General features: G+C 68.8%; 20 protein-coding genes and 1 tRNA gene. 15 read left to right on the top strand and 6 right to left on the bottom strand.

Features of this window, described 5'->3' with window-relative positions; all coding sequences use genetic code 11:
• Positions 1-11: 11 nt before the first annotated feature.
• The 8 genes from AC0L5F_RS12385 to AC0L5F_RS12350 all read left to right on the top strand — a co-directional run bounded on the left by AC0L5F_RS12385 (position 12) and on the right by AC0L5F_RS12350 (position 6,842).
• Entirely contained in the window at positions 12-2,855 is a 2,844-nt protein-coding gene (locus tag AC0L5F_RS12385) for a hypothetical protein (protein WP_473313695.1), read from the top strand.
• 67 nt (positions 2,856-2,922) lie between these two features.
• Entirely contained in the window at positions 2,923-3,252 is a 330-nt protein-coding gene (locus tag AC0L5F_RS12380; protein ID WP_473313694.1) for a hypothetical protein, read from the top strand.
• The gene (locus AC0L5F_RS12375) at positions 3,249-3,875 is read left to right on the top strand and encodes a hypothetical protein (RefSeq protein WP_473313693.1); all 627 of its coding nucleotides are present in this window, start codon (positions 3,249-3,251) and stop codon (positions 3,873-3,875) included. The genes AC0L5F_RS12380 and AC0L5F_RS12375 overlap by 4 nt, the downstream gene beginning before the upstream one ends.
• Before the next feature lie 71 nt (positions 3,876-3,946).
• Positions 3,947-5,824 (top strand): LysM peptidoglycan-binding domain-containing protein, encoded by a 1,878-nt coding sequence (locus tag AC0L5F_RS12370; RefSeq protein ID WP_473313692.1) that lies wholly within the window; start codon positions 3,947-3,949, stop codon positions 5,822-5,824.
• A 12-nt stretch (positions 5,825-5,836) separates the two neighbouring features.
• The gene (locus AC0L5F_RS12365; protein WP_473313691.1) at positions 5,837-6,115 is read left to right on the top strand and encodes a hypothetical protein; all 279 of its coding nucleotides are present in this window, start codon (positions 5,837-5,839) and stop codon (positions 6,113-6,115) included.
• Positions 6,112-6,384 (top strand): ubiquitination-like system serine protease family protein, encoded by a 273-nt coding sequence (locus tag AC0L5F_RS12360; protein ID WP_473313690.1) that lies wholly within the window; start codon positions 6,112-6,114, stop codon positions 6,382-6,384. Before AC0L5F_RS12365 ends, AC0L5F_RS12360 begins: the two co-directional genes overlap by 4 nt.
• Positions 6,378-6,536 (top strand): hypothetical protein, encoded by a 159-nt coding sequence (locus AC0L5F_RS12355; RefSeq protein ID WP_473313689.1) that lies wholly within the window; start codon positions 6,378-6,380, stop codon positions 6,534-6,536. The genes AC0L5F_RS12360 and AC0L5F_RS12355 overlap by 7 nt, the downstream gene beginning before the upstream one ends.
• A 99-nt stretch (positions 6,537-6,635) precedes the next feature.
• Positions 6,636-6,842 carry a hypothetical protein gene (locus AC0L5F_RS12350; RefSeq protein ID WP_473313688.1) on the top strand — a complete coding sequence of 69 codons (207 nt, stop codon included), beginning with the start codon at positions 6,636-6,638 and terminating at the stop codon, positions 6,840-6,842.
• Between the two features lie 94 nt (positions 6,843-6,936).
• On the opposite strand, the gene AC0L5F_RS12345 is transcribed toward AC0L5F_RS12350, so the two are convergent.
• A complete protein-coding gene (locus AC0L5F_RS12345; RefSeq protein WP_473313686.1) occupies positions 6,937-7,206 on the bottom strand; it encodes a hypothetical protein in 270 nt (89 codons plus the stop codon).
• 239 nt (positions 7,207-7,445) lie between these two features.
• On the opposite strand from AC0L5F_RS12345, the gene AC0L5F_RS12340 reads away from it, so the two are divergent.
• Positions 7,446-7,607, top strand: a complete 162-nt coding sequence (locus AC0L5F_RS12340; protein ID WP_473313685.1) for a hypothetical protein — start codon at positions 7,446-7,448, stop codon at positions 7,605-7,607.
• A 71-nt stretch (positions 7,608-7,678) separates the two neighbouring features.
• On the opposite strand, the gene AC0L5F_RS12335 is transcribed toward AC0L5F_RS12340, so the two are convergent.
• Positions 7,679-7,942 (bottom strand): DUF3263 domain-containing protein, encoded by a 264-nt coding sequence (locus tag AC0L5F_RS12335; RefSeq protein ID WP_473313683.1) that lies wholly within the window; start codon positions 7,940-7,942, stop codon positions 7,679-7,681.
• A gap of 416 nt (positions 7,943-8,358) precedes the next feature.
• On the opposite strand from AC0L5F_RS12335, the gene AC0L5F_RS12330 reads away from it, so the two are divergent.
• Genes AC0L5F_RS12330 through AC0L5F_RS12315 form a run of 4 tightly spaced genes read left to right on the top strand, consistent with a single transcriptional unit; the run spans position 8,359 to position 12,320 of the window.
• Positions 8,359-8,664 (top strand): hypothetical protein, encoded by a 306-nt coding sequence (locus tag AC0L5F_RS12330; RefSeq protein ID WP_473313682.1) that lies wholly within the window; start codon positions 8,359-8,361, stop codon positions 8,662-8,664.
• Positions 8,664-9,554 carry a tRNA glutamyl-Q(34) synthetase GluQRS gene (gene gluQRS / locus AC0L5F_RS12325; protein WP_473313681.1) on the top strand — a complete coding sequence of 297 codons (891 nt, stop codon included), beginning with the start codon at positions 8,664-8,666 and terminating at the stop codon, positions 9,552-9,554. The genes AC0L5F_RS12330 and gluQRS overlap by 1 nt, the downstream gene beginning before the upstream one ends.
• Positions 9,555-9,594: 40 nt before the next feature.
• Positions 9,595-10,137: a TetR/AcrR family transcriptional regulator gene (locus AC0L5F_RS12320; RefSeq protein ID WP_473313679.1), complete on the top strand. Its 543-nt coding sequence runs from the start codon at positions 9,595-9,597 to the stop codon at positions 10,135-10,137.
• On the top strand, positions 10,137-12,320 hold the full coding sequence (locus AC0L5F_RS12315; RefSeq protein ID WP_473313678.1) for an MMPL family transporter: 2,184 nt from the start codon (positions 10,137-10,139) through the stop codon (positions 12,318-12,320). Before AC0L5F_RS12320 ends, AC0L5F_RS12315 begins: the two co-directional genes overlap by 1 nt.
• Here the strand turns inward: AC0L5F_RS12315 and AC0L5F_RS12310 are convergent.
• Genes AC0L5F_RS12310 through AC0L5F_RS12295 form a run of 4 tightly spaced genes read right to left on the bottom strand, consistent with a single transcriptional unit; the run spans position 12,313 to position 15,421 of the window.
• On the bottom strand, positions 12,313-13,233 hold the full coding sequence (locus AC0L5F_RS12310; protein WP_473313677.1) for an ABC transporter substrate-binding protein: 921 nt from the start codon (positions 13,231-13,233) through the stop codon (positions 12,313-12,315). The genes AC0L5F_RS12315 and AC0L5F_RS12310 overlap by 8 nt on opposite strands.
• Before the next feature lie 27 nt (positions 13,234-13,260).
• Positions 13,261-13,938 carry an ABC transporter permease gene (locus tag AC0L5F_RS12305; RefSeq protein WP_473313676.1) on the bottom strand — a complete coding sequence of 226 codons (678 nt, stop codon included), beginning with the start codon at positions 13,936-13,938 and terminating at the stop codon, positions 13,261-13,263.
• Positions 13,935-14,606 carry an ABC transporter permease gene (locus AC0L5F_RS12300; RefSeq protein WP_473313675.1) on the bottom strand — a complete coding sequence of 224 codons (672 nt, stop codon included), beginning with the start codon at positions 14,604-14,606 and terminating at the stop codon, positions 13,935-13,937. Before AC0L5F_RS12300 ends, AC0L5F_RS12305 begins: the two co-directional genes overlap by 4 nt.
• Positions 14,603-15,421 carry an ABC transporter ATP-binding protein gene (locus tag AC0L5F_RS12295; RefSeq protein WP_473313674.1) on the bottom strand — a complete coding sequence of 273 codons (819 nt, stop codon included), beginning with the start codon at positions 15,419-15,421 and terminating at the stop codon, positions 14,603-14,605. Before AC0L5F_RS12295 ends, AC0L5F_RS12300 begins: the two co-directional genes overlap by 4 nt.
• A gap of 188 nt (positions 15,422-15,609) precedes the next feature.
• Between AC0L5F_RS12295 and AC0L5F_RS12290 the strand changes: the two genes are divergently transcribed.
• Together AC0L5F_RS12290 and AC0L5F_RS12285 are read left to right on the top strand one after the other, a co-directional pair.
• Positions 15,610-15,686, top strand: a tRNA-Asp gene (locus tag AC0L5F_RS12290).
• A 95-nt stretch (positions 15,687-15,781) separates the two neighbouring features.
• On the top strand, positions 15,782-16,528 hold the full coding sequence (locus tag AC0L5F_RS12285; RefSeq protein ID WP_473313673.1) for a PIG-L deacetylase family protein: 747 nt from the start codon (positions 15,782-15,784) through the stop codon (positions 16,526-16,528).
• Positions 16,529-16,533: the final 5 nt, after the last annotated feature.

Below are 16,533 nucleotides of genomic sequence, written 5' to 3'. Positions count from 1 at the left end.
GAGCACGCTGAATGAGCGAACGTGGCGAAATCCGCTGGGTACAGACCACGAACGAGGAGACGTCCATCGCCGTGGACGGTGCCGTCTCCGACACCGTCCTGAGCGTCGAGTCGGCCGACCTGTTCGTCAACGACGCCGGCACCGGCCAGCTGCTCATCGGCGAGGACGTCTACACCTACATCGACGTCGCGATCGCCGAGCTGGAGGACGACCCCGACACTCTGACCCTGGAGACCGGCCTGGTGAACGCCACCGAGGTCGGAGACCCGGTCCAGGTGTACCCGGCGGTCCCACGGAAGATCGCCGGAGTCGTTCAGGACGACTCCGGCGCCGGCGACCCGCTGCGCGTCCGCGTGCCGTTCGTGATGCAGGGCTACATGAACCTGGCCGACGGCCCCCGCGACCCCGGAGCTGGCCAGCTCGTGACGTTCGACTACGACGGCACCGAGGCTGTACTCACGGACATCATCGGCGCACCCGCTGTGTTCGACGGCACGGCCATCGACCCCGACACCTTGCCACCGTCATCGCCCTGGGGTTCGGACGCACCCGCCGACGCTCCGGTCCTGACAGTCGAGCCGTTCGCTGTCGGTGTTCTCCGCGCCTCGTGGCCCCAGGTCGACGGAGCTCAGGAGTACCAGGTGTTCTCGTCCCTGACTCCATCCATCGACACCGACGTGGCCGCCCCGGTCGGTTCGGTGTTCGGGACGCGGTTCGACATCGGCACGGTTGACGGGTCGATCCTGCCGATGGGCGATGCTGCTGCCCCGGTGTACGTGGTGGTCCGCGCCGTGAATCCGAACGGTCCGGGTCCTGACTCGAACGAGGAGGCCGGGACGGCCCGGCAGGCGGACGAGGACTTCATCTCAGCCCTGTACGCCTACTTGGGCGAAGTGCAGGTTAACCAGTTGACTGGTGGCCGCCTGGATGCCCTGATCGCGTTCGTCGGCACGCTGAAGCTCGCGATGGACGACGAGCCGCCGCTGATCAGCATCTCCCCGCCGACTCTGGACGACAACGGGCTCCCGGTCGGTGGCATCGAAATCTTCGACCCCGTAGCCCCGACGAACACTCTCGTGCGTCTGCACCCTGCAGGCTGCACATTCCGGGGCAGGATCATCACCGACCTGCTGACGGTGCTCGAGGAAGTCGAGGTGAACCAGCTGTTGACCCTGAACTCCGGGTCGACTGCGGTCCTCGAGAACGGCGTCTCCGACCCGACCGAGTCGCCCACGCTGTCATCCACCACGATCCAGTCTGCATGGCCAGCCGTCCCAGCGACCTACACGCAGAAGGGTGTGTGCTGGGACGCGACGAACGGTCAGTGGCTTCGCCTGTTGCAGAGGACCAGCTCGAAGCGCGGCTACGTTCAGGCGATCTCAACGTCCGGGGTTGCGTCCAATGCCGTGTTGCTGGGAGCCGACACCCCAGAAAGCACCATCGGCGCGGGCGCGATCTACCTGTCCGCCTATGGCATCACCGCCGTCGGCGGCTCGGTCTACTACGTGCAGGAGACCTACCGGTTGGACGGCGGAGATCGCACGTGGTGTCTGACGCCAACGAAGTGCTCCATCTCCACGGGCGCATTGCAGGCCAGCGCGGCGGGCGAGTTCTACGACGTCGTTGATCCGGGCGAAGCGGCGATGGGGTCGGACGGGACCAATGTCTACTTCCTTGGCAAGGCTGGCCCGTTCGCGGACGCCTACCCGGTCATGGTCAAGAAGTACAACGCCTCGACGATGGCCCCCATCGGCGACCCGACCAGCCTCATCGACGCCGACGACACGGCCTCCTACAGGTTCGTCTCGGTGTCGGACCACGGGTACGGGTCGGCGAAGCTGACTGTCGGAGTCGGATATTCGGCCGACGTCTACGCCCTCCCGCCCTTCACGTTCAACAGTGAAGTCGCGAAGGACGCGACGCTCTCGTTCGACGTCGAATCAGCCAACATGGCCTACAAGACGTCCGGCTCCGACCAGGGCTTCTATGCCGCCGGAGCGGGCGTCCTTCACCACTACTCCGACTACTACCCGGCCGCTGGCGAGAAGTGGTGGGCCAAGCACGTCGATACCAACGGCTCGGACCACACCGCCGCATCACCACTGTCACCCGGCTACACCATCAGCGCCCGCCGATACGCCTCAGCCACCATCCCCACACAGCGCTCAGGGATCACCGGGGCTGACCTGTACATCGGCTACGGCAGCACCGCCCCCGGCACCCTCTACAAGCGGTCCGAGTCGCTCGTGTCGAGGTCCGCGATCCTGACGGCCGGCAAGGACACGTCAGGCTCCACGACGATCCCATCGACGAACACGCTTGGAGGCTCGCCCGCCGAGATCCAGACCGGCGACCCCGACACCCTCATGCGGGGCGACGGTGCGATGTTCGTCCGCGACCCACAGTCCGACGGCGAAGCCGTCAACCTGGCCACCGCGAGGAGCCTCCGGTACAACCGCATCGGCGGCACCACGTCGCTGCCCGTGCCGTCCTCGTCCTCGCTCACGAAGCTCATCATGGACACCCCCGGCGAGGCGTACGGCCCCGACGTGTCGGCCGCCTCGAGCCGGATCTACGCAGCGTTCGACGGCTTGTACGACATCGAGCTGAACGTCACCCACACGGACTCGGCCACCCCGGTCGGCACCCGCCACTTCGGGATCCACGTCAACGGCGTGTCGAAGGAGATCGTTCGAGTCCAGGGCTCCGCGGTGTCGAACAGCGTCTACAAGCTGCGGTTCTGGGTCGAGATGGAAGCCGGCGACTACGCCGAAGCGTGGTTCTTCCAGCTCAGTGGGTCGACGCGGAACGTCAACTACGCCCAGATGAAGATGAAGTTCTCCGGGACCATCTGATGGGCAGGTTCCTCCCACGCGGTCGCGCGGTCGCCAATCAGCCAAGGTCAGAGGGAGCGTGCCGCTGATGGCCGACGAGCCGACCCTGGGCGAGGTCATGCGCCGTCTCGACTCCGTCGCACAGCAGCTCGCGGGCCTGGCCAGAGAGATGCGAGACGACCGCAACCACGCGGCCGAGACGTTCGTGCGTCAGGACGTGTGGCGCGAGGCGCGGCGTGCCGACCAGGCCGACACCACCGACGTCGGCCGCGAGGTCGAGACGCTGAAGGCCGAGAAGAAGCGCAACGACGAGTTCAAGCGACAGGTGGCCCTCGGCGCCGCGCTCGGGGTCCTCGCGATCCTTGGGTCCTTTGGGCTGGCCATCTTCAACCTGATCGTGAGTGGGGGCTCTCCGTGAAGCTGTTCAACAAGCCGCTGCCGGTCCCGTCCGGGCGCACCATCCTCATCGTGTGGACGGCCGTCGCGCTGCTGATCATCGGCGGCGGGGTCTGGCTGACTCTGTTCGTGTTGCAGTCGCGGCAGGCGTCCCAGCTGGACCGCGCGGACCTGCGGGCGGACCTGATCGAGACCCGAGCCGACTTGACCCAGGAGCAGGCCGCGTCCGCTGCTCTGGCTGATCAGGTCGAGTCCCTCGGCGAGAAGCCGGTCGTTGATCCAGGCGCAGCACCACGGACGGTGTACGTGCCGATCCCAGGCCCGATGGGGCCGGGACCGACGCTGGCTCAGATCGGGTCGGCCGTCCGCGACCAGATCGACGACGCACTCGCCCGCAACTGTGGCGGGTCGTGCGTCGGCAAGACCGGAGCTGCAGGCGTGAGCCCTCCCGCCCCGGAGCCGGCCAAGGATGGCAAGGACGGCAAGGACGGGGCACAGGGCGAGCCTGGGCGCGGGATCGCGACCGGGCCGACGTGCAACGCCGACGGCACATGGACGACGACCTACACCGACGGCACGAGCGACACCCAGCCCGGCCCGTGCCGCGTGATCATCCTCGACCCCCCGCCGACCCCCGAGCCCTAGACCGCGCTCCACCAGCTGCAGCCCGCACCGACCCGGTGCCGGGCCACTCCGCCATGCCCAAGGAGGCACCCGTGACTCGAGCGACGAAGTACCCACCCGCGAACCGGACCCTGCAGTACTGGGGGTCGAAGTTCGTCGGCTCGACGATGGCGCCCAACGTCCTCGGCCTGCACTCAACCGAGGGCACCGGCTGGCCGGCGTACTCCGGCGGCGCGGTCGCACCGCACCTGACCGCGCGGCCCGACTTCAGCAAGAAGCGCATCGACTGGCGTCAGCACTTCGCGCTGAACAAGTCGTCACGCGCGCTCGTCAACAAGCTCGGTGGCGTCGAGACCAACACGTTGAACGTGGTCCAGATCGAGCTCGTCGGGACCTGCGACCCTGCGACGAAGGCGAAGTGGGAGAAGCAGGGCCTCGTCGCGGGCCGCGACTTCATCTACATGCCCGACGCCCCGGACTGGTTCATCGCCGACCTGGCCGACTTCGTGCGCTGGCTGCACGCCGAGTGGACCGACTTCCCGATCGCCGACGCCGCGCCGCGCGGGTGGGGCGCGTACCCGGCGTCCTACGGTGCGTCGAAGTACCGGCTGTCGTTCACCGAGTGGCGCAACGCCTACGGCATCCTCGGCCACCAGCACGTCCCCGAGAACGCCCACGGCGACCCGGGTGCGTTCCCGATCGGCAAGCTCCTCGCCGCGGCGACTGGCACACCGCAGACTCCGCCGCCGCCCGTGGGCGGAACCTACACGGTGCGTCCTGGCGACACGCTCACGGCGATCGCCCGCGCCGCCGGCGCGACCGTCGACGACCTCGTCGCCTGGAACGACGTCGCCGATCCCTCGATCATTCGTGTCGGCCAGCAGCTGCGTCTGACCGCGCCGCCGAAGCCGACGCCGGAGCCGCTGCCCGTCCCCCCGACGATCCCTGCCCCGGTGTGGGGCAAGCCCGAGACGTGGGTCCTCGGTGGCGTCTCCGACGACGTGACCAGGCTCGGCGAGCGCATCGTGGTCTGGTCGGAGTACTTCGGCCTGCCCTACCCCTACGACGAAGGCCCCGGCCCGACGCTTGGCCCGAAGGACGTCGCGGGCCTCTCGGCCGTCCAGGTGAAGCTCGGGTACGGCGACAAGCCGAAGGACCTCGCGCCCGGTGGGAACTCCGACGGCTACGCCGGACCGCAGACCTTCATCGACATCGCCGCCGACCCGCCGGCGAAGAAGCCGGCCCCGGAGCCGAAGGTCCGCGAGTCGTCGGCCCTGCTCGTCAACTGCGCCTCGAAGCGCAACGACGCCGCCGTCGGCGGGAAGTGGGCCAACCGGGTGTCGATCCTCGCCGACGACATCCTCGGCTCCGACGCCTCGTTCATCGTCTGCTCCGAGCTCTACTCGGCCCAGCGTCCCCAGCTGGCCGCGAAGATCGCCACCAAGTACGCCGTCGCCGCCTACAAGGAAGGCCGCGTGATCTTCCGCCGCAAGGGCCGCTGGGAGACCCGCGCCGGCTGGTGGTTCCGCGCGTTGCTCGGGACCATCCGCAAGAACACCACCGTCGACAGGTTCTACCGCACCGACAACTACTACGCCCGCCTCACCCTGTCGGCCGTGCACCTGTCCTACGAGGTCACCTCGGCCGGCGACAAGGCCCGCATCAGCGAGACCCGCCGCCTCGTCGACTACCTGCGGACCGGGTTCACGGACAAGACGTGGGGTCCGGTGCTGATCGGCGGCGACTTCAACAGCCCCGCCGGCGGCACGACCCGCACCGACCACGTCGGCCGCGAGCTGGTGCAGGCCGGCTACCACGACCTCGGCATGGAGGCCGGCGCACGGACCGGGAAGGGCCGGTACCACCTGCTGCGCCTGTTCGGCCCAGCCGGCGTCCACGGCACCCGTGTCGTCACCCGGTCGACGCGGGGCTCTGACCACCCGCTCGTGTTCGTCCAGTTCACCTACTGAGGAGATCCAGCCATGTCCCGAGTCATCAACCTCGCTCGTCGTGCCGCCCGCCGGGCGGCCGAGTTCATCCGCGATGCGGTCGCCGGGTACGAGCCGGCCGCGGTCCGCTCGTTCGCCGTTGCCGTATTCGTGCTGCTGGCAGCGTTCGGCAAAGGCACCGGCGAGCTGCCGGACCAGGTCGAGGCGGTCCTGACGTTCACGCAGTTCGCGGTCCCGGTCCTCGGTGGGTTCTGGATCAGGTCGAAGGTGTCGCCGGTCCACGAGATCCCCGACCACCTGGCCGACGAATGATCACAGTCACCCCTCCCGGTGCGATCGGCGCCGAGCACGTCGACGACGACAAGACCCTGCTGACCTACCCCGACGGCACCGTCCGGTTCGAGCACGTCTGCGACCGTGGCGCGCGAGGGACGATCGTGTGCGCGCCCGCCCTGCAGCTCGGCGCTGGACACGTGGTGACGATCGACAAGGCCGGCTCGAGCACGGTGCGGCCGTCGATCTTGTGCGACGACTGCGGCACCCACGGCTGGGTCACGGGCGGGGCCTGGTCGCCGTGCTGATCACCCTCGCCCGCATCACCGCACTGACCGCGCGGACTCTGTACGGCTCCGCAGCGTGCGCGGCCGAGTTCCTGGCCGACGCGATCAGCCAGCACGGCGCGGCCGCTGAGGCGTCCCGCGTCGTCGAGTACTACACCGACGGCACCGACTGACCGCGCCGCTCCTCCCCCGGCACGGCCAACACGAAGCCCCCGATCTGACTCCGGTCAGGTCGGGGGCCTTCTGTCATGCCCAGGAACTACCGTCCCGGCATGGCCACCAGGCGCCCAGTCCGGCACCCCTTCGCGATCCTCACCACCCAGGGCGGCGACGAGCTGCCAGCGCTGATCCTCTGCTGGGTCCACGGCCACCCGTCCGACCCACAAGGCTGGTTCGCCCAAGTCGTCGTGAACTCCGTCAACGACCCCGGCCAGCCGGTCGAGATGCTCGTGGCCGCGAAGGACCTCCGCCGAGCATGATGTCGCCCGGCGAGCAGGAATCCTGGGGGGACCGGCGCCGGGCGACACGATCAGGCTACGGGCGACTCGCCCGAGCCGTCCAGACTCGCCGCGGCTACTGCTCCACCGAGCCCTCGTGGTTCTTGACGATCTGATAGATCCGGGTGCGACTCATGTCGAGCTCGCGTGCCGCGCGTGACGGTCCGACCAGTCTCACGAGGTCGCGGACAGCGCGGCCGTAGAGCACGGACATGTCCTCGCTGAGACTCGTCACGGCTTCGGCTGTGTCTCGGAGCATCTTCGCGCGCTGGACGACGTCGCCCTCTTGGCTGAGTGCGCCGAGGCTGGCGGCGACGTCGTTGATTCGCTCTGCGGGGGTCGGCACGAGAATACGATAACCCCACTTGACAGATAAGACAAGGGGGGTGTACAATAGAGACACAACTACAGAGAGGAGGTGAGGGGCAAGATGGAAGCCCTAGTCATAGCGCTGATGATCATCTCGATCATCCTGCAGGTCATAGCGATCGTGCAGAACAGGCGCTAGAAAGGGTAAGGCCCCCGGTAGAACAAGTACCGGGGGCCGCACCCCCAGACTACCCCTCACCTCGGAAAGGAGTCCAGATGAAGCTCATCAACCACCGCTCGGTCCAGGCATCAGCCGCGGCCGGCATCGTGATCGCCGCAGGGCTCTACCTGCTCGGCGGCAGCACGATCGCATGGGCGCTGGCAGCAGCGTGGGCAGCGGCGACCGCCGTCGCACTCACGCAGGCCGCCAGGAGCTGAACACCTGGCACAAGACGGCCCCGACTCTCCGAGAGAGTCGGGGCCGTTCCTTGTGTCCTAGCCGTCCGGGGTCAGACGAATCCGAGCCGCCGCGCAGACCTCGACGACTGCCGGCCCTGACGCAGCCGACGCAGCCGCTTGACCTCCATCGGCGCCGCGGCGTAGACACGCGGGTCGTCGAGCATGGTGTTCAGCAGCTGGTAGTAGCGCGTGACCGACATGTCGAGCCGGTCACGGATCGCCTGCTCCTTGGAGCCGGTGTACTGCCACCACATGCGCTCGAGCTCGAGGACGGTCGCCTCCTGCTCGGAGAGATCAGCGCGCTGGTCGGTCATGGATTCGACCGTACCGGGGAGGTCCGACACGAACTCTCTCGGAGCAAATGGGCACGGTGTGCCCACTTCAAGAACAATCAGACACGATCGACAGCGCCATGTACAGTACGGAGTCGCTGCAATCGCAGCGAATATCCGGCGATAGCAGCGCAGATCGGCTACGCTCAAAACACATTCGAATCCCGTTGGGGGTGCTCGTGATCGCCAGAGCCCCCGAACCGCCGCCGCAGGCGCAGTCTCGGGGGCTCTGACGTTCACGAATGAGATCCAGTGATTCGAGGAGGAGCGAGGAACGAGCGACGGAGTCCCGTTGGGGGTGCTCGCGATCGCGATGAGCGAAGGATGGCGAGGACCGGCCAGCGGTGAACCGGCGGGTGGGACACTGGGAGCGTCCGTCCCTCGACGTCCGGAGCACCATGTCCACGCCCCCGATCGGCCCAGCCGCTCGCCTCGCGGCGCTCAACCGCGTGCAGCGCAGAGTCGCGGCGATCGGGTTCTTCGCCGTCGCCGAGCACGGGATCCTGGGACTGATCGTGGCTGCGTCGGTGATCGTCGACGAGCCCGCCCGCCGCGGTGACGCGATCGGCCTGCTCGTCATGGCGAGCATCGTCTCGGCCATCACCTACGTCGTCATGCGCACGATCCTGGGCGCGAAGCTGCTGTCGCCGTGGATCCTGATTGCCGTCGCGGCACCGGCGTTCGGATTCTTCTGGGTGCTGTGATGCGCAGCGCGGAAGCGTCGGGTGCCGGCCGCTTCGCACCGTCGCCGTCCGGCGACCTGCACATCGGCAACCTGCGTACGGCGGTCCTGGCCTGGCTGTTCGCCCGCAGCACCGGCCGCGACTTCCTGATGCGGGTCGAGGATCTCGACCGGGTCAAGGCGGGCGCCGAGTCGCGACAGCTCGAGGATCTCGCGGCGATCGGCCTCGACTGGGACGGCCCGGTCGTGCGCCAGTCCGAGCGCACCGCTCTGTACGCCGATGCCGTGTCCGACCTGCAGGCACGCGGCGTGGTCTACGAGTGCTTCTGCACGCGCCGCGAGATCCAGGAGGCGACCTCGGCGCCCCACCAGACCCCGGGCCTGTACCCGGGAACGTGCCGCGAGTTGTCCGACCGGGAGCGTGATGATCGCCGGGCCGAGCGTCCGGCCGCGCTGCGCCTGCGCACCGAGGTCGGGACCGCCACGGTGCGCGACCTGCTGCACGGCGAGTTCACCGGCCCCGTGGACGACGTGGTGCTGGTCCGCGCCGACGGCGTGCACGCCTACAACCTCGCGGTCGTGGTCGACGACGCCGCCCAGGGAGTCGACCAGGTGGTCCGCGGCGACGACCTGCTCGAGTCGTCGCCCCGACAGGCCCACCTCGCCGTGCTGCTCGGCCTGCAGGTGCCCACCTACGCCCACGTGCCCTTGGTGCTCAACACTGCCGGCCAGCGCCTCGCCAAGCGCGACGGTGCCGTGACCCTGCGCGACCTCGAGGCGGCCGGCCTCGACGCCTTCGCCCTGATCGTCGACTCGCTCGGCCTCTCCGGCGGCACCCTCACCGCGCTGCTGCCCGCGTTCGACCCGGCCACCCTGCCGCGGGAACCGTGGGTGTTCACTCCTCCAGCCTGACCCCTTGACAATGTTTGTGAGTGCTCACTAACTTACCTGCATGTCACCACAGTCCCGCATGAAGGCGGCCGATCGCAAGGTCCTCATCCTCGAGGCCGCCATCGAGGAGTACGGCCGATCGGGCATGCACGCCACCTCGACCGAGGCGATCGCCGAGCGCGCCGGAGTCTCGCAGCCGTACCTGTTCCGCCTCTTCGGCACCAAGGCCGACCTGATCGCCGCCGCCATCGAGCACCACGTCGAGCACCTGCGCCTGCGATTCCGCTCGGCGGTCGAGGATCGCGGGCCCGAGACGTCGCCGTTCGAGGCGATGGCCCTGGCCTACATCGAGCTGATGAACGACGGCGCCCGATCGCTGCAGTGCCAGCTGCACACCTGGGCGGCGGCCTCCGATCCCGCCATCTCCGAAGTCGCACGACGCACCTACCGCGACATGTGGCGCGAGGTCGCCCAGCTGAGCGGCGGCACCGCCGACGAGGTCCGCGACTTCATGGCCCAAGGCATGTTGCTCACCGTCCTGTCCTCCCTGGACCTGATGGACCTGTTCGGGGATCCGATCGAAGCCGCCCAGGAGATGTACTGATGTTCACCGCACTCGCACGCCTCGCCACCACGCGCCCGCGGCGCGTCCTCGCCGTCACGATCGTCTTCTTCGCGATCGCCGGGGTCGTGGGCGGACCGGTCGCCGGACTGCTCAACACCGACAGCGACTCGTTCTCCGACACCGGCGCCGAGAGCGCCGTGGCCGTCCAGCGGATCGAGCGGGCCAGCGGACTCGACGCCGCACCCCAGCTGATCGCGCTGGTCGACACCGATCGCTCAGCGGCACTCACCGAGGTCACCCGCGTGCTGCAGGACGAGCCGGGGGTCGGCCGAGTCGTCGGCGGGCCGTCGTCCGGACCGGCCTTCGTGTCGACCGACGGTTCCAAGACCTACCTGGCCGCCATCTACACCGCCGACGCCGATGGCGACGCGGTCACCGAGCACCTGCGCGACGAGCTCGACCGCATCGACGGCGTCGCGGTCGGCGGCCCCGGTCCGGCCTACCAGCAGGTCAACGAGCAGGTGGAGAGCGACCTGCTGCGCGCCGAGCTGATCGCCTTCCCGTTGCTGTTCGTCGCCTCGCTGCTGGTCTTCCGCTCGGCCGTGTCGGCCCTGCTGCCCCTGCTGGTGGGCGGTCTCACGATCGTCACGTCGCTGCTGGTCGTGCGCGGCATCAACGAGGTCGTCGACATCTCGATCTTCGCCCTCAACCTGATCACCGGTCTGGGCCTCGGACTCGCGATCGACTACTCGCTGTTCATGGTGTCGCGGTTCCGCGAGGAGCTGGAACGGGTCGGGCCCGGTGCCGAGGCCGTGCGCCGCACCGTGGCGACAGCCGGGCGTACCGTCGTCTTCTCGGCCGTCACGGTGGCCGGCGCCGGGCTCGCGCTCCTGGTGTTCCCGCTGCGGTTCCTGTACTCGATGGGCATCGGGGTCACCGTCGTGGCGCTCGTGGCGGCAGCCGTCTCGATCATCGTGCTGCCCGCGCTGTTCGCGGTGCTGCAGCACCGGGTGAACGCCCTGGCACCACGACGGTGGCGCCTGGCACAGCAGGCAGACGCCCGCGCCGAGACCAGGGGGTTCTGGTACCGGCTCTCGACGTTCGTCATGCGCTACCGCGTCGGCACCGCCCTGGGCGGCACCGTGGTGCTGGTCGCGCTCGGCCTGCCGTTCCTCGGCGTGAAGTTCACCGGCGTCGACGCCACGGTCCTGCCGGACTCCGCCTCCGCCAAGGCGGTCGACAGCACGCTGCGTTCGGAGTTCACCGGTACCGAGTCCTCCCCGGTCATCGTCGCCGTGTCCGCTCCCCGGAGCGCCGAGTCGGCAGTCACCACCTACGCCGACGACCTCGCGACGCTGGACGACGTCGCCCAGGTGACGCCACCGCGATTCGTCGGTGACGACACGTGGCAGGTCGACGTGCAGCCCGCCGGATCCACTCTCGACGAGCAGACGCTGGACCTCGTGGGCGCGGTCAGGGACGTCCCGGCGCCCGGTCCGGTCGTGGTGGGTGGCGCCAGCGCAGAACAGGTCGACCAGGTGGCGGCGATCCGCGCCAGCATCCCGATCGCCCTGGGCATCCTGGCGGTGCTGACCTTCGCCGCCCTGTTCCTGATGACCGGCTCGGTCGTCCTGCCGATCAAGGCGCTCGTGATGAACGTGCTCACCATCAGCGCGACCTTCGGCATCCTGGTCCTGATCTTCCAGGACGGTCGCCTCGAGGGTCTGCTGAACTACTCCAGCCAAGGGGCTCTGGAGTCCTCGCAACCGGTGTTCCTGTTCGCGGTGGTCTTCGGGTTGTCGACCGACTACGCGGTGTTCCTGCTGACCCGCATCAAGGAGGCCCGTGACGCCGGTGCCGGAGAAGCTCGACGCCGTCGCTCTCGGCGTGCAGCGCACGGGTCGTATCGTCACGGCCGCCGCCGTGCTGTTCGCGATCGCGCTCGGCGCCTTCGCGACCTCGGAGATCATCTTCATCAAGGAGCTCGGCGTCGGCACGGCGCTGGCGGTGCTGATCGACGCCACCATCGTCCGCGCCCTGCTCGTGCCCTCACTGATGGCGATGCTGGGCCGGGCCAACTGGTGGGCCCCCGCGCCGATGCGCCGGTTCCACGACCGGTTCGGACTCAGCGAAGCCGCACCAACGCGCTGAGCCTGACGTCTCGACGCGACACGCCAGGGTGTCGTGGTCGAGACGTCAGGCTCAGCGGGAACGCTAGATGAGGCCCTTGTCGGTGAGCCACTGCTTGGCCAGGTCGGCCGGTGCAGCCTTGTCGGCACCCTGGTTCTTGCTGTTCAGGTCCAGCAGGTCCTGCGTGGTCAGCTTGGTCGAGATCTCGTCGAGGACCGCGGTGACGGTCTTGCTGGCCTTGGACGTGTTGATCAGCGGCACCACGTTCTGCGCCGCGATCATGTTCTCGGGATCCTCCAGCGTCACCAGGTCGTTGTCGACGATCGAGGGCGTGGTCGAGTAGATGTCGGCGACGTCGATCTTGCCGTCGAGCAGCGCCTTGAGGGTCGCCGGTCCGCCACCGTCACTGATCGCGGTGAACGTGACGCCGGTGATCCCGTAGAACTTCTCCATGCCCGGGATGCCGTAGGCGCGGGTCTTGAACTCCGGGTTGGCCCCCAGCTTGAGGTCCTTGACGCCCTTCAGGTCGCCGATGGACTTCAGGTTGTTGGCCTGCGCGAACTCCTGCGTGACGTTCAACGAGTCCTTGTCCTGCGCCTCGGACATCGTCAGCACGGTCAGCCCGTCGGGCAGAGCGTCGCCCAGCGCGGTCTGCACGTCCTCGGACGACGTGGCGGTCGCCTTGGGGTCGAAGTAGGTGAGCAGGTTGCCCGAGTACTCCGGCACCAGGTCGATCTCACCGTTCTGCAACGCCTTGATGTAGACCTCGCGAGCGCCGATGTTGAGCTTCTTCTGCACCGTCACTCCCTTGGCCTCGAGCGCCTGGGCATAGATCTCGGCCAGGATCTCGTTCTCGGGGAACGCTGCCGAGCCGACCGTGATCGAGTCTCCGGACGACTGGCTGTCCGGAGCACCGTCGGTCGACGTGGGGTCTCCGCCGCACGCGGCGAGCGCGAGGCCGAGGGTCGTGGCCGCTGCGATGGCGGCGATCTTCTTCAGGGTCATGTTCTTCCTCTTGTTGGGGGTCTGTCGTCAGACGGTGGAGGGTTGGGACTGGGGTCGGCGCCCGGTGGCGAGCGCCTGGAGGGCGGCGAAGAAGCCGTCGAGCACGAAGGCGAGCAGGATGACCACCACCGAGCCACCGGCCATCTGGGCGTAGTCGCTCACGGCCTGCCCGTCGATCAGGAACCGACCGAGTCCGCCGAGCCCCACGAACGCGGCGACGGTGGCCGTGGCCACCACCTGCAGGACGGCCGAGCGGATGCCGCCGACGATGATCGGCAGCGCCAGCGGGATCTCGACCTTGCGCAGGATCTGCAGCTCGGTCATGCCCATGGATCGCGCGGCGTCGACGGTCTGGCGGTCGACGGACTCCACACCCGAGTAGGCGCCGGCCAGCAGCGGCGGGATGGCGAGCACGACCAGCGAGATCAACGGCGCGGTCAGCCCGATGCCGACCACCAGGGCGAGCGCGGTGAGCAGACCCAGCGTGGGCAGGGCGCGCATGGCGCCCGTGACCCCCACCGCGACACTGCGGAACCGACCGGTGTGGCCGATCCACAGCCCCAGCGGGATGGCGATCACACCGGCGATCGCGATGGTCTCGGCGGTGTACACCAGGTGCTCGACGGTGCGCGCGGGGATGCCGTCGGGACCGCTGTGGTTGGCCGCCGCGGTCAGGAAGTCGATGGTGTCGCCCACGACGCTCATGCACTCACCGCCTTGCGGCGCGGTCGAACGGTGGACGACGTCGCCGTCCACGGCATCAGCACACGGCCGATCAGCACCAACAAGAGGTCCAGCAGCAGCGCCAGGACCACGATGGCGAGGATGCCGATGATGATCTCGGTCTGGAAGTTGCGTCGGTAGCCGTCGGTGAACAGCGACCCGAGGTTGCTGACGCCGACGAGGGTGGCGACGCTCAGCATGCTGACGGTGCTGACCGAGACGACCCGCAGGCCCGCCAGCAGCACCGGACCGGCCAGGGGAAGCTCCACGCGGAACACCCGTTGCGGGCGCGAGAATCCGGCCGCCGAGGCGGCGTCGAGCACGGCCGGTGACACCGAGCCGAAGGCGTCGGCCGTGGTGCGCACCATGACGGCGGCGGCGTAGGTCGACAGCGCGATCAGCACGTTGATGACGCTGAGGAACCCGGTGCCGAGGATGCCGGGCAGCAGCACGAACACCGCGATCGACGGGATCGTGTAGAGCACGCCGATGGCCGCCACCGAGGCGCCACGGATGCGGGGGTGCTCGTTGGCGTACCAGCCGATGGGCAGGCTGACCACGAATCCGATGGCCGTGGAGACCACGCTGATCCACAGGTGTCGCACGAACAGCTCGCGGATCATGTCGATGTTGTCGATGAACCAGGTCACTGGGGGCCGCCCAGCACCCCGGTGGCCTTGCCGGTGCCGTCGACGACCACCTGCACGCCGTCGCGATCCTCCACGTGCAGCGCCCGGGCGCCCTTGTCGAGGCCGACGAAGCTGCGGACGAAGTCGTCGGCGGGGTTCGCGAGGATCTCGGCCGGCGACCCGACCTGGGCTACCTCGCCACCGGTCTTGAGAATCACCACCTGGTCACCGAGCAGGAAGGCCTCGTCGATGTCGTGCGTGACGAACACGATGGTCTTGTCCAGCTCGCGCTGCAGCCGCAGCAGCTCCTGCTGCAGCTCGTCGCGCACGATCGGGTCGACGGCGCCGAACGGCTCGTCCATGAGCAGGATGTTCGGGTCGGTGACGAGGCCGCGGGCCACGCCCACGCGCTGCTGCTGGCCACCCGACAGCTGGCTCGGGTAGCGGTCGGCCTGCGCCTCGCTGAGCCCCACCGTGGGCAGGATGGCCAGCGAGCGCTCGCGCGCCTCGTCCTTGCCCACGCCGTTCAACCGCAGGACCGTGCCGATGTTGTCGAGCACGGTGCGGTGCGGCAGCAGTCCGGCGTGCTGCATCACGTAGCCGATGCTGCGTCGCAGCGCGACCTTGTCCTTGGTGGCGATGTCGACGTCGTCGATCAGCACCTGCCCGCGCGAGGGATCGACCATGCGGTTGACCATGCGCAGCAAGGTGGTCTTGCCACAGCCGGACGAGCCGACGAACACCGTGGTGCTGCGCGAGGGCAGGACCAGCGAGAACTCACCCACCGCCTCGGTTCCGTCCGGGAACGTCTTTCCGATGGAGCGGTACTCGATCATGCGGTCCTCTTTGGAGGTAGGCAGTCAGTTCGGGTTCGCCCTGCGAAAGGCTCAGGACAGTCTTGCCGGAACTGGGCGCATCGGCAACGCAAAGGTCCGGTGAACACCGTGACCGACGTCGCCGAGGCCGTTTTGTCCAGGCGGTCCGCCGTGCGATACAGTGACGTCCGCGGTTCGCCGCACTGCAAGGCCTCGTGGCGCAGTTGGTTAGCGCGCCGCCCTGTCACGGCGGAGGTCGCGGGTTCGAGTCCCGTCGAGGTCGCCAGCGTGAAGCCCACGTGCTCGTCCGAGCACGTGGGTTTTTCCGTGTCTCCACTGATCGCTGTGGGCTTTTCGCGGACACCGGGCCATGCTCGACCCATGACACCCGAACCCCTGCAGACCCTGCCCGAGGACTGGGACCGCGCCCTGTGCGTCGTGGCCCACCCCGACGACCTCGAGTTCGGAGCGGCGGCAGCAGTCGCTCGCTGGACGGACCAGGGCAAGACCGTCGGCTACGCCATGGTCACCAGCGGCGAGGCCGGCATCGACGGCCTGCACCCCGACGAGTGCCGGCCGCTGCGCGAGGCGGAGCAGGTCGCCTCAGCGGCAGTGGTGGGCGTCGACCACATCGAGTTCCTCGGCGAGCCCGACGGCGTGCTCGAGTACGGCGTCCACCTGCGGTCGGTGATCGCCCGGGCGGTGCGCCGGTTCCGGCCCGACGTGGTGGTCACCGGCAACTTCCGCGACACGTGGGGCGGCACCAACCTCAACCAGGCCGACCACATCGCAGTCGGACGCGCGGTCCTCGACGCCGTCCGCGACGCCGGCAATCGGTGGGTGTTCGCCGACCAGCTGTCCGGCGACGACGCGCTCGAGCCGTGGGGCGGGGTCGGCGCGGTGCTCGCGTTCGGGTCACCGCAGTCCACCCACGGCGTCGACACCTCCGCGACGTTCGACCGCGGCGTCGCCTCACTCGCGGCCCATGCCGCCTACATCGAGGGGCTCGGCTGGGAGCACTTCGACCCGCAGGAGTTCCTCGAGGGAATGTCGCGCCCGACCGGTCAGCGCCTGGGGACCACGCACGCCGCCGCGTTCGAGGTGTTCTCGATGGGGTGGGGAGACTGACCCGG

The organism is Aeromicrobium sp. 10G20-16 (assembly GCF_055809665.1).
Note: the sequence above shows the minus strand (reverse complement) of the source record. Positions and strands in the feature narration are given on the sequence as shown.

Coding starts and splice junctions, on each gene's coding strand:
- AC0L5F_RS12310 (WP_473313677.1), bottom strand. CDS start 13,233: ATGACCCTGAAGAAGATCGCCGCCATCGCAGCGGCCACGACCCTCGGC.
- AC0L5F_RS12285 (WP_473313673.1), top strand. CDS start 15,782: ATGACACCCGAACCCCTGCAGACCCTGCCCGAGGACTGGGACCGCGCC.
- AC0L5F_RS12360 (WP_473313690.1), top strand. CDS start 6,112: ATGATCACAGTCACCCCTCCCGGTGCGATCGGCGCCGAGCACGTCGAC.
- AC0L5F_RS12330 (WP_473313682.1), top strand. CDS start 8,359: ATGTCCACGCCCCCGATCGGCCCAGCCGCTCGCCTCGCGGCGCTCAAC.
- AC0L5F_RS12320 (WP_473313679.1), top strand. CDS start 9,595: ATGTCACCACAGTCCCGCATGAAGGCGGCCGATCGCAAGGTCCTCATC.
- AC0L5F_RS12315 (WP_473313678.1), top strand. CDS start 10,137: ATGTTCACCGCACTCGCACGCCTCGCCACCACGCGCCCGCGGCGCGTC.
- AC0L5F_RS12365 (WP_473313691.1), top strand. CDS start 5,837: ATGTCCCGAGTCATCAACCTCGCTCGTCGTGCCGCCCGCCGGGCGGCC.
- AC0L5F_RS12350 (WP_473313688.1), top strand. CDS start 6,636: ATGGCCACCAGGCGCCCAGTCCGGCACCCCTTCGCGATCCTCACCACC.
- gluQRS (WP_473313681.1), top strand. CDS start 8,664: ATGCGCAGCGCGGAAGCGTCGGGTGCCGGCCGCTTCGCACCGTCGCCG.
- AC0L5F_RS12295 (WP_473313674.1), bottom strand. CDS start 15,421: ATGATCGAGTACCGCTCCATCGGAAAGACGTTCCCGGACGGAACCGAG.
- AC0L5F_RS12380 (WP_473313694.1), top strand. CDS start 2,923: ATGGCCGACGAGCCGACCCTGGGCGAGGTCATGCGCCGTCTCGACTCC.
- AC0L5F_RS12385 (WP_473313695.1), top strand. CDS start 12: ATGAGCGAACGTGGCGAAATCCGCTGGGTACAGACCACGAACGAGGAG.
- AC0L5F_RS12335 (WP_473313683.1), bottom strand. CDS start 7,942: ATGACCGACCAGCGCGCTGATCTCTCCGAGCAGGAGGCGACCGTCCTC.
- AC0L5F_RS12305 (WP_473313676.1), bottom strand. CDS start 13,938: ATGAGCGTCGTGGGCGACACCATCGACTTCCTGACCGCGGCGGCCAAC.
- AC0L5F_RS12340 (WP_473313685.1), top strand. CDS start 7,446: ATGAAGCTCATCAACCACCGCTCGGTCCAGGCATCAGCCGCGGCCGGC.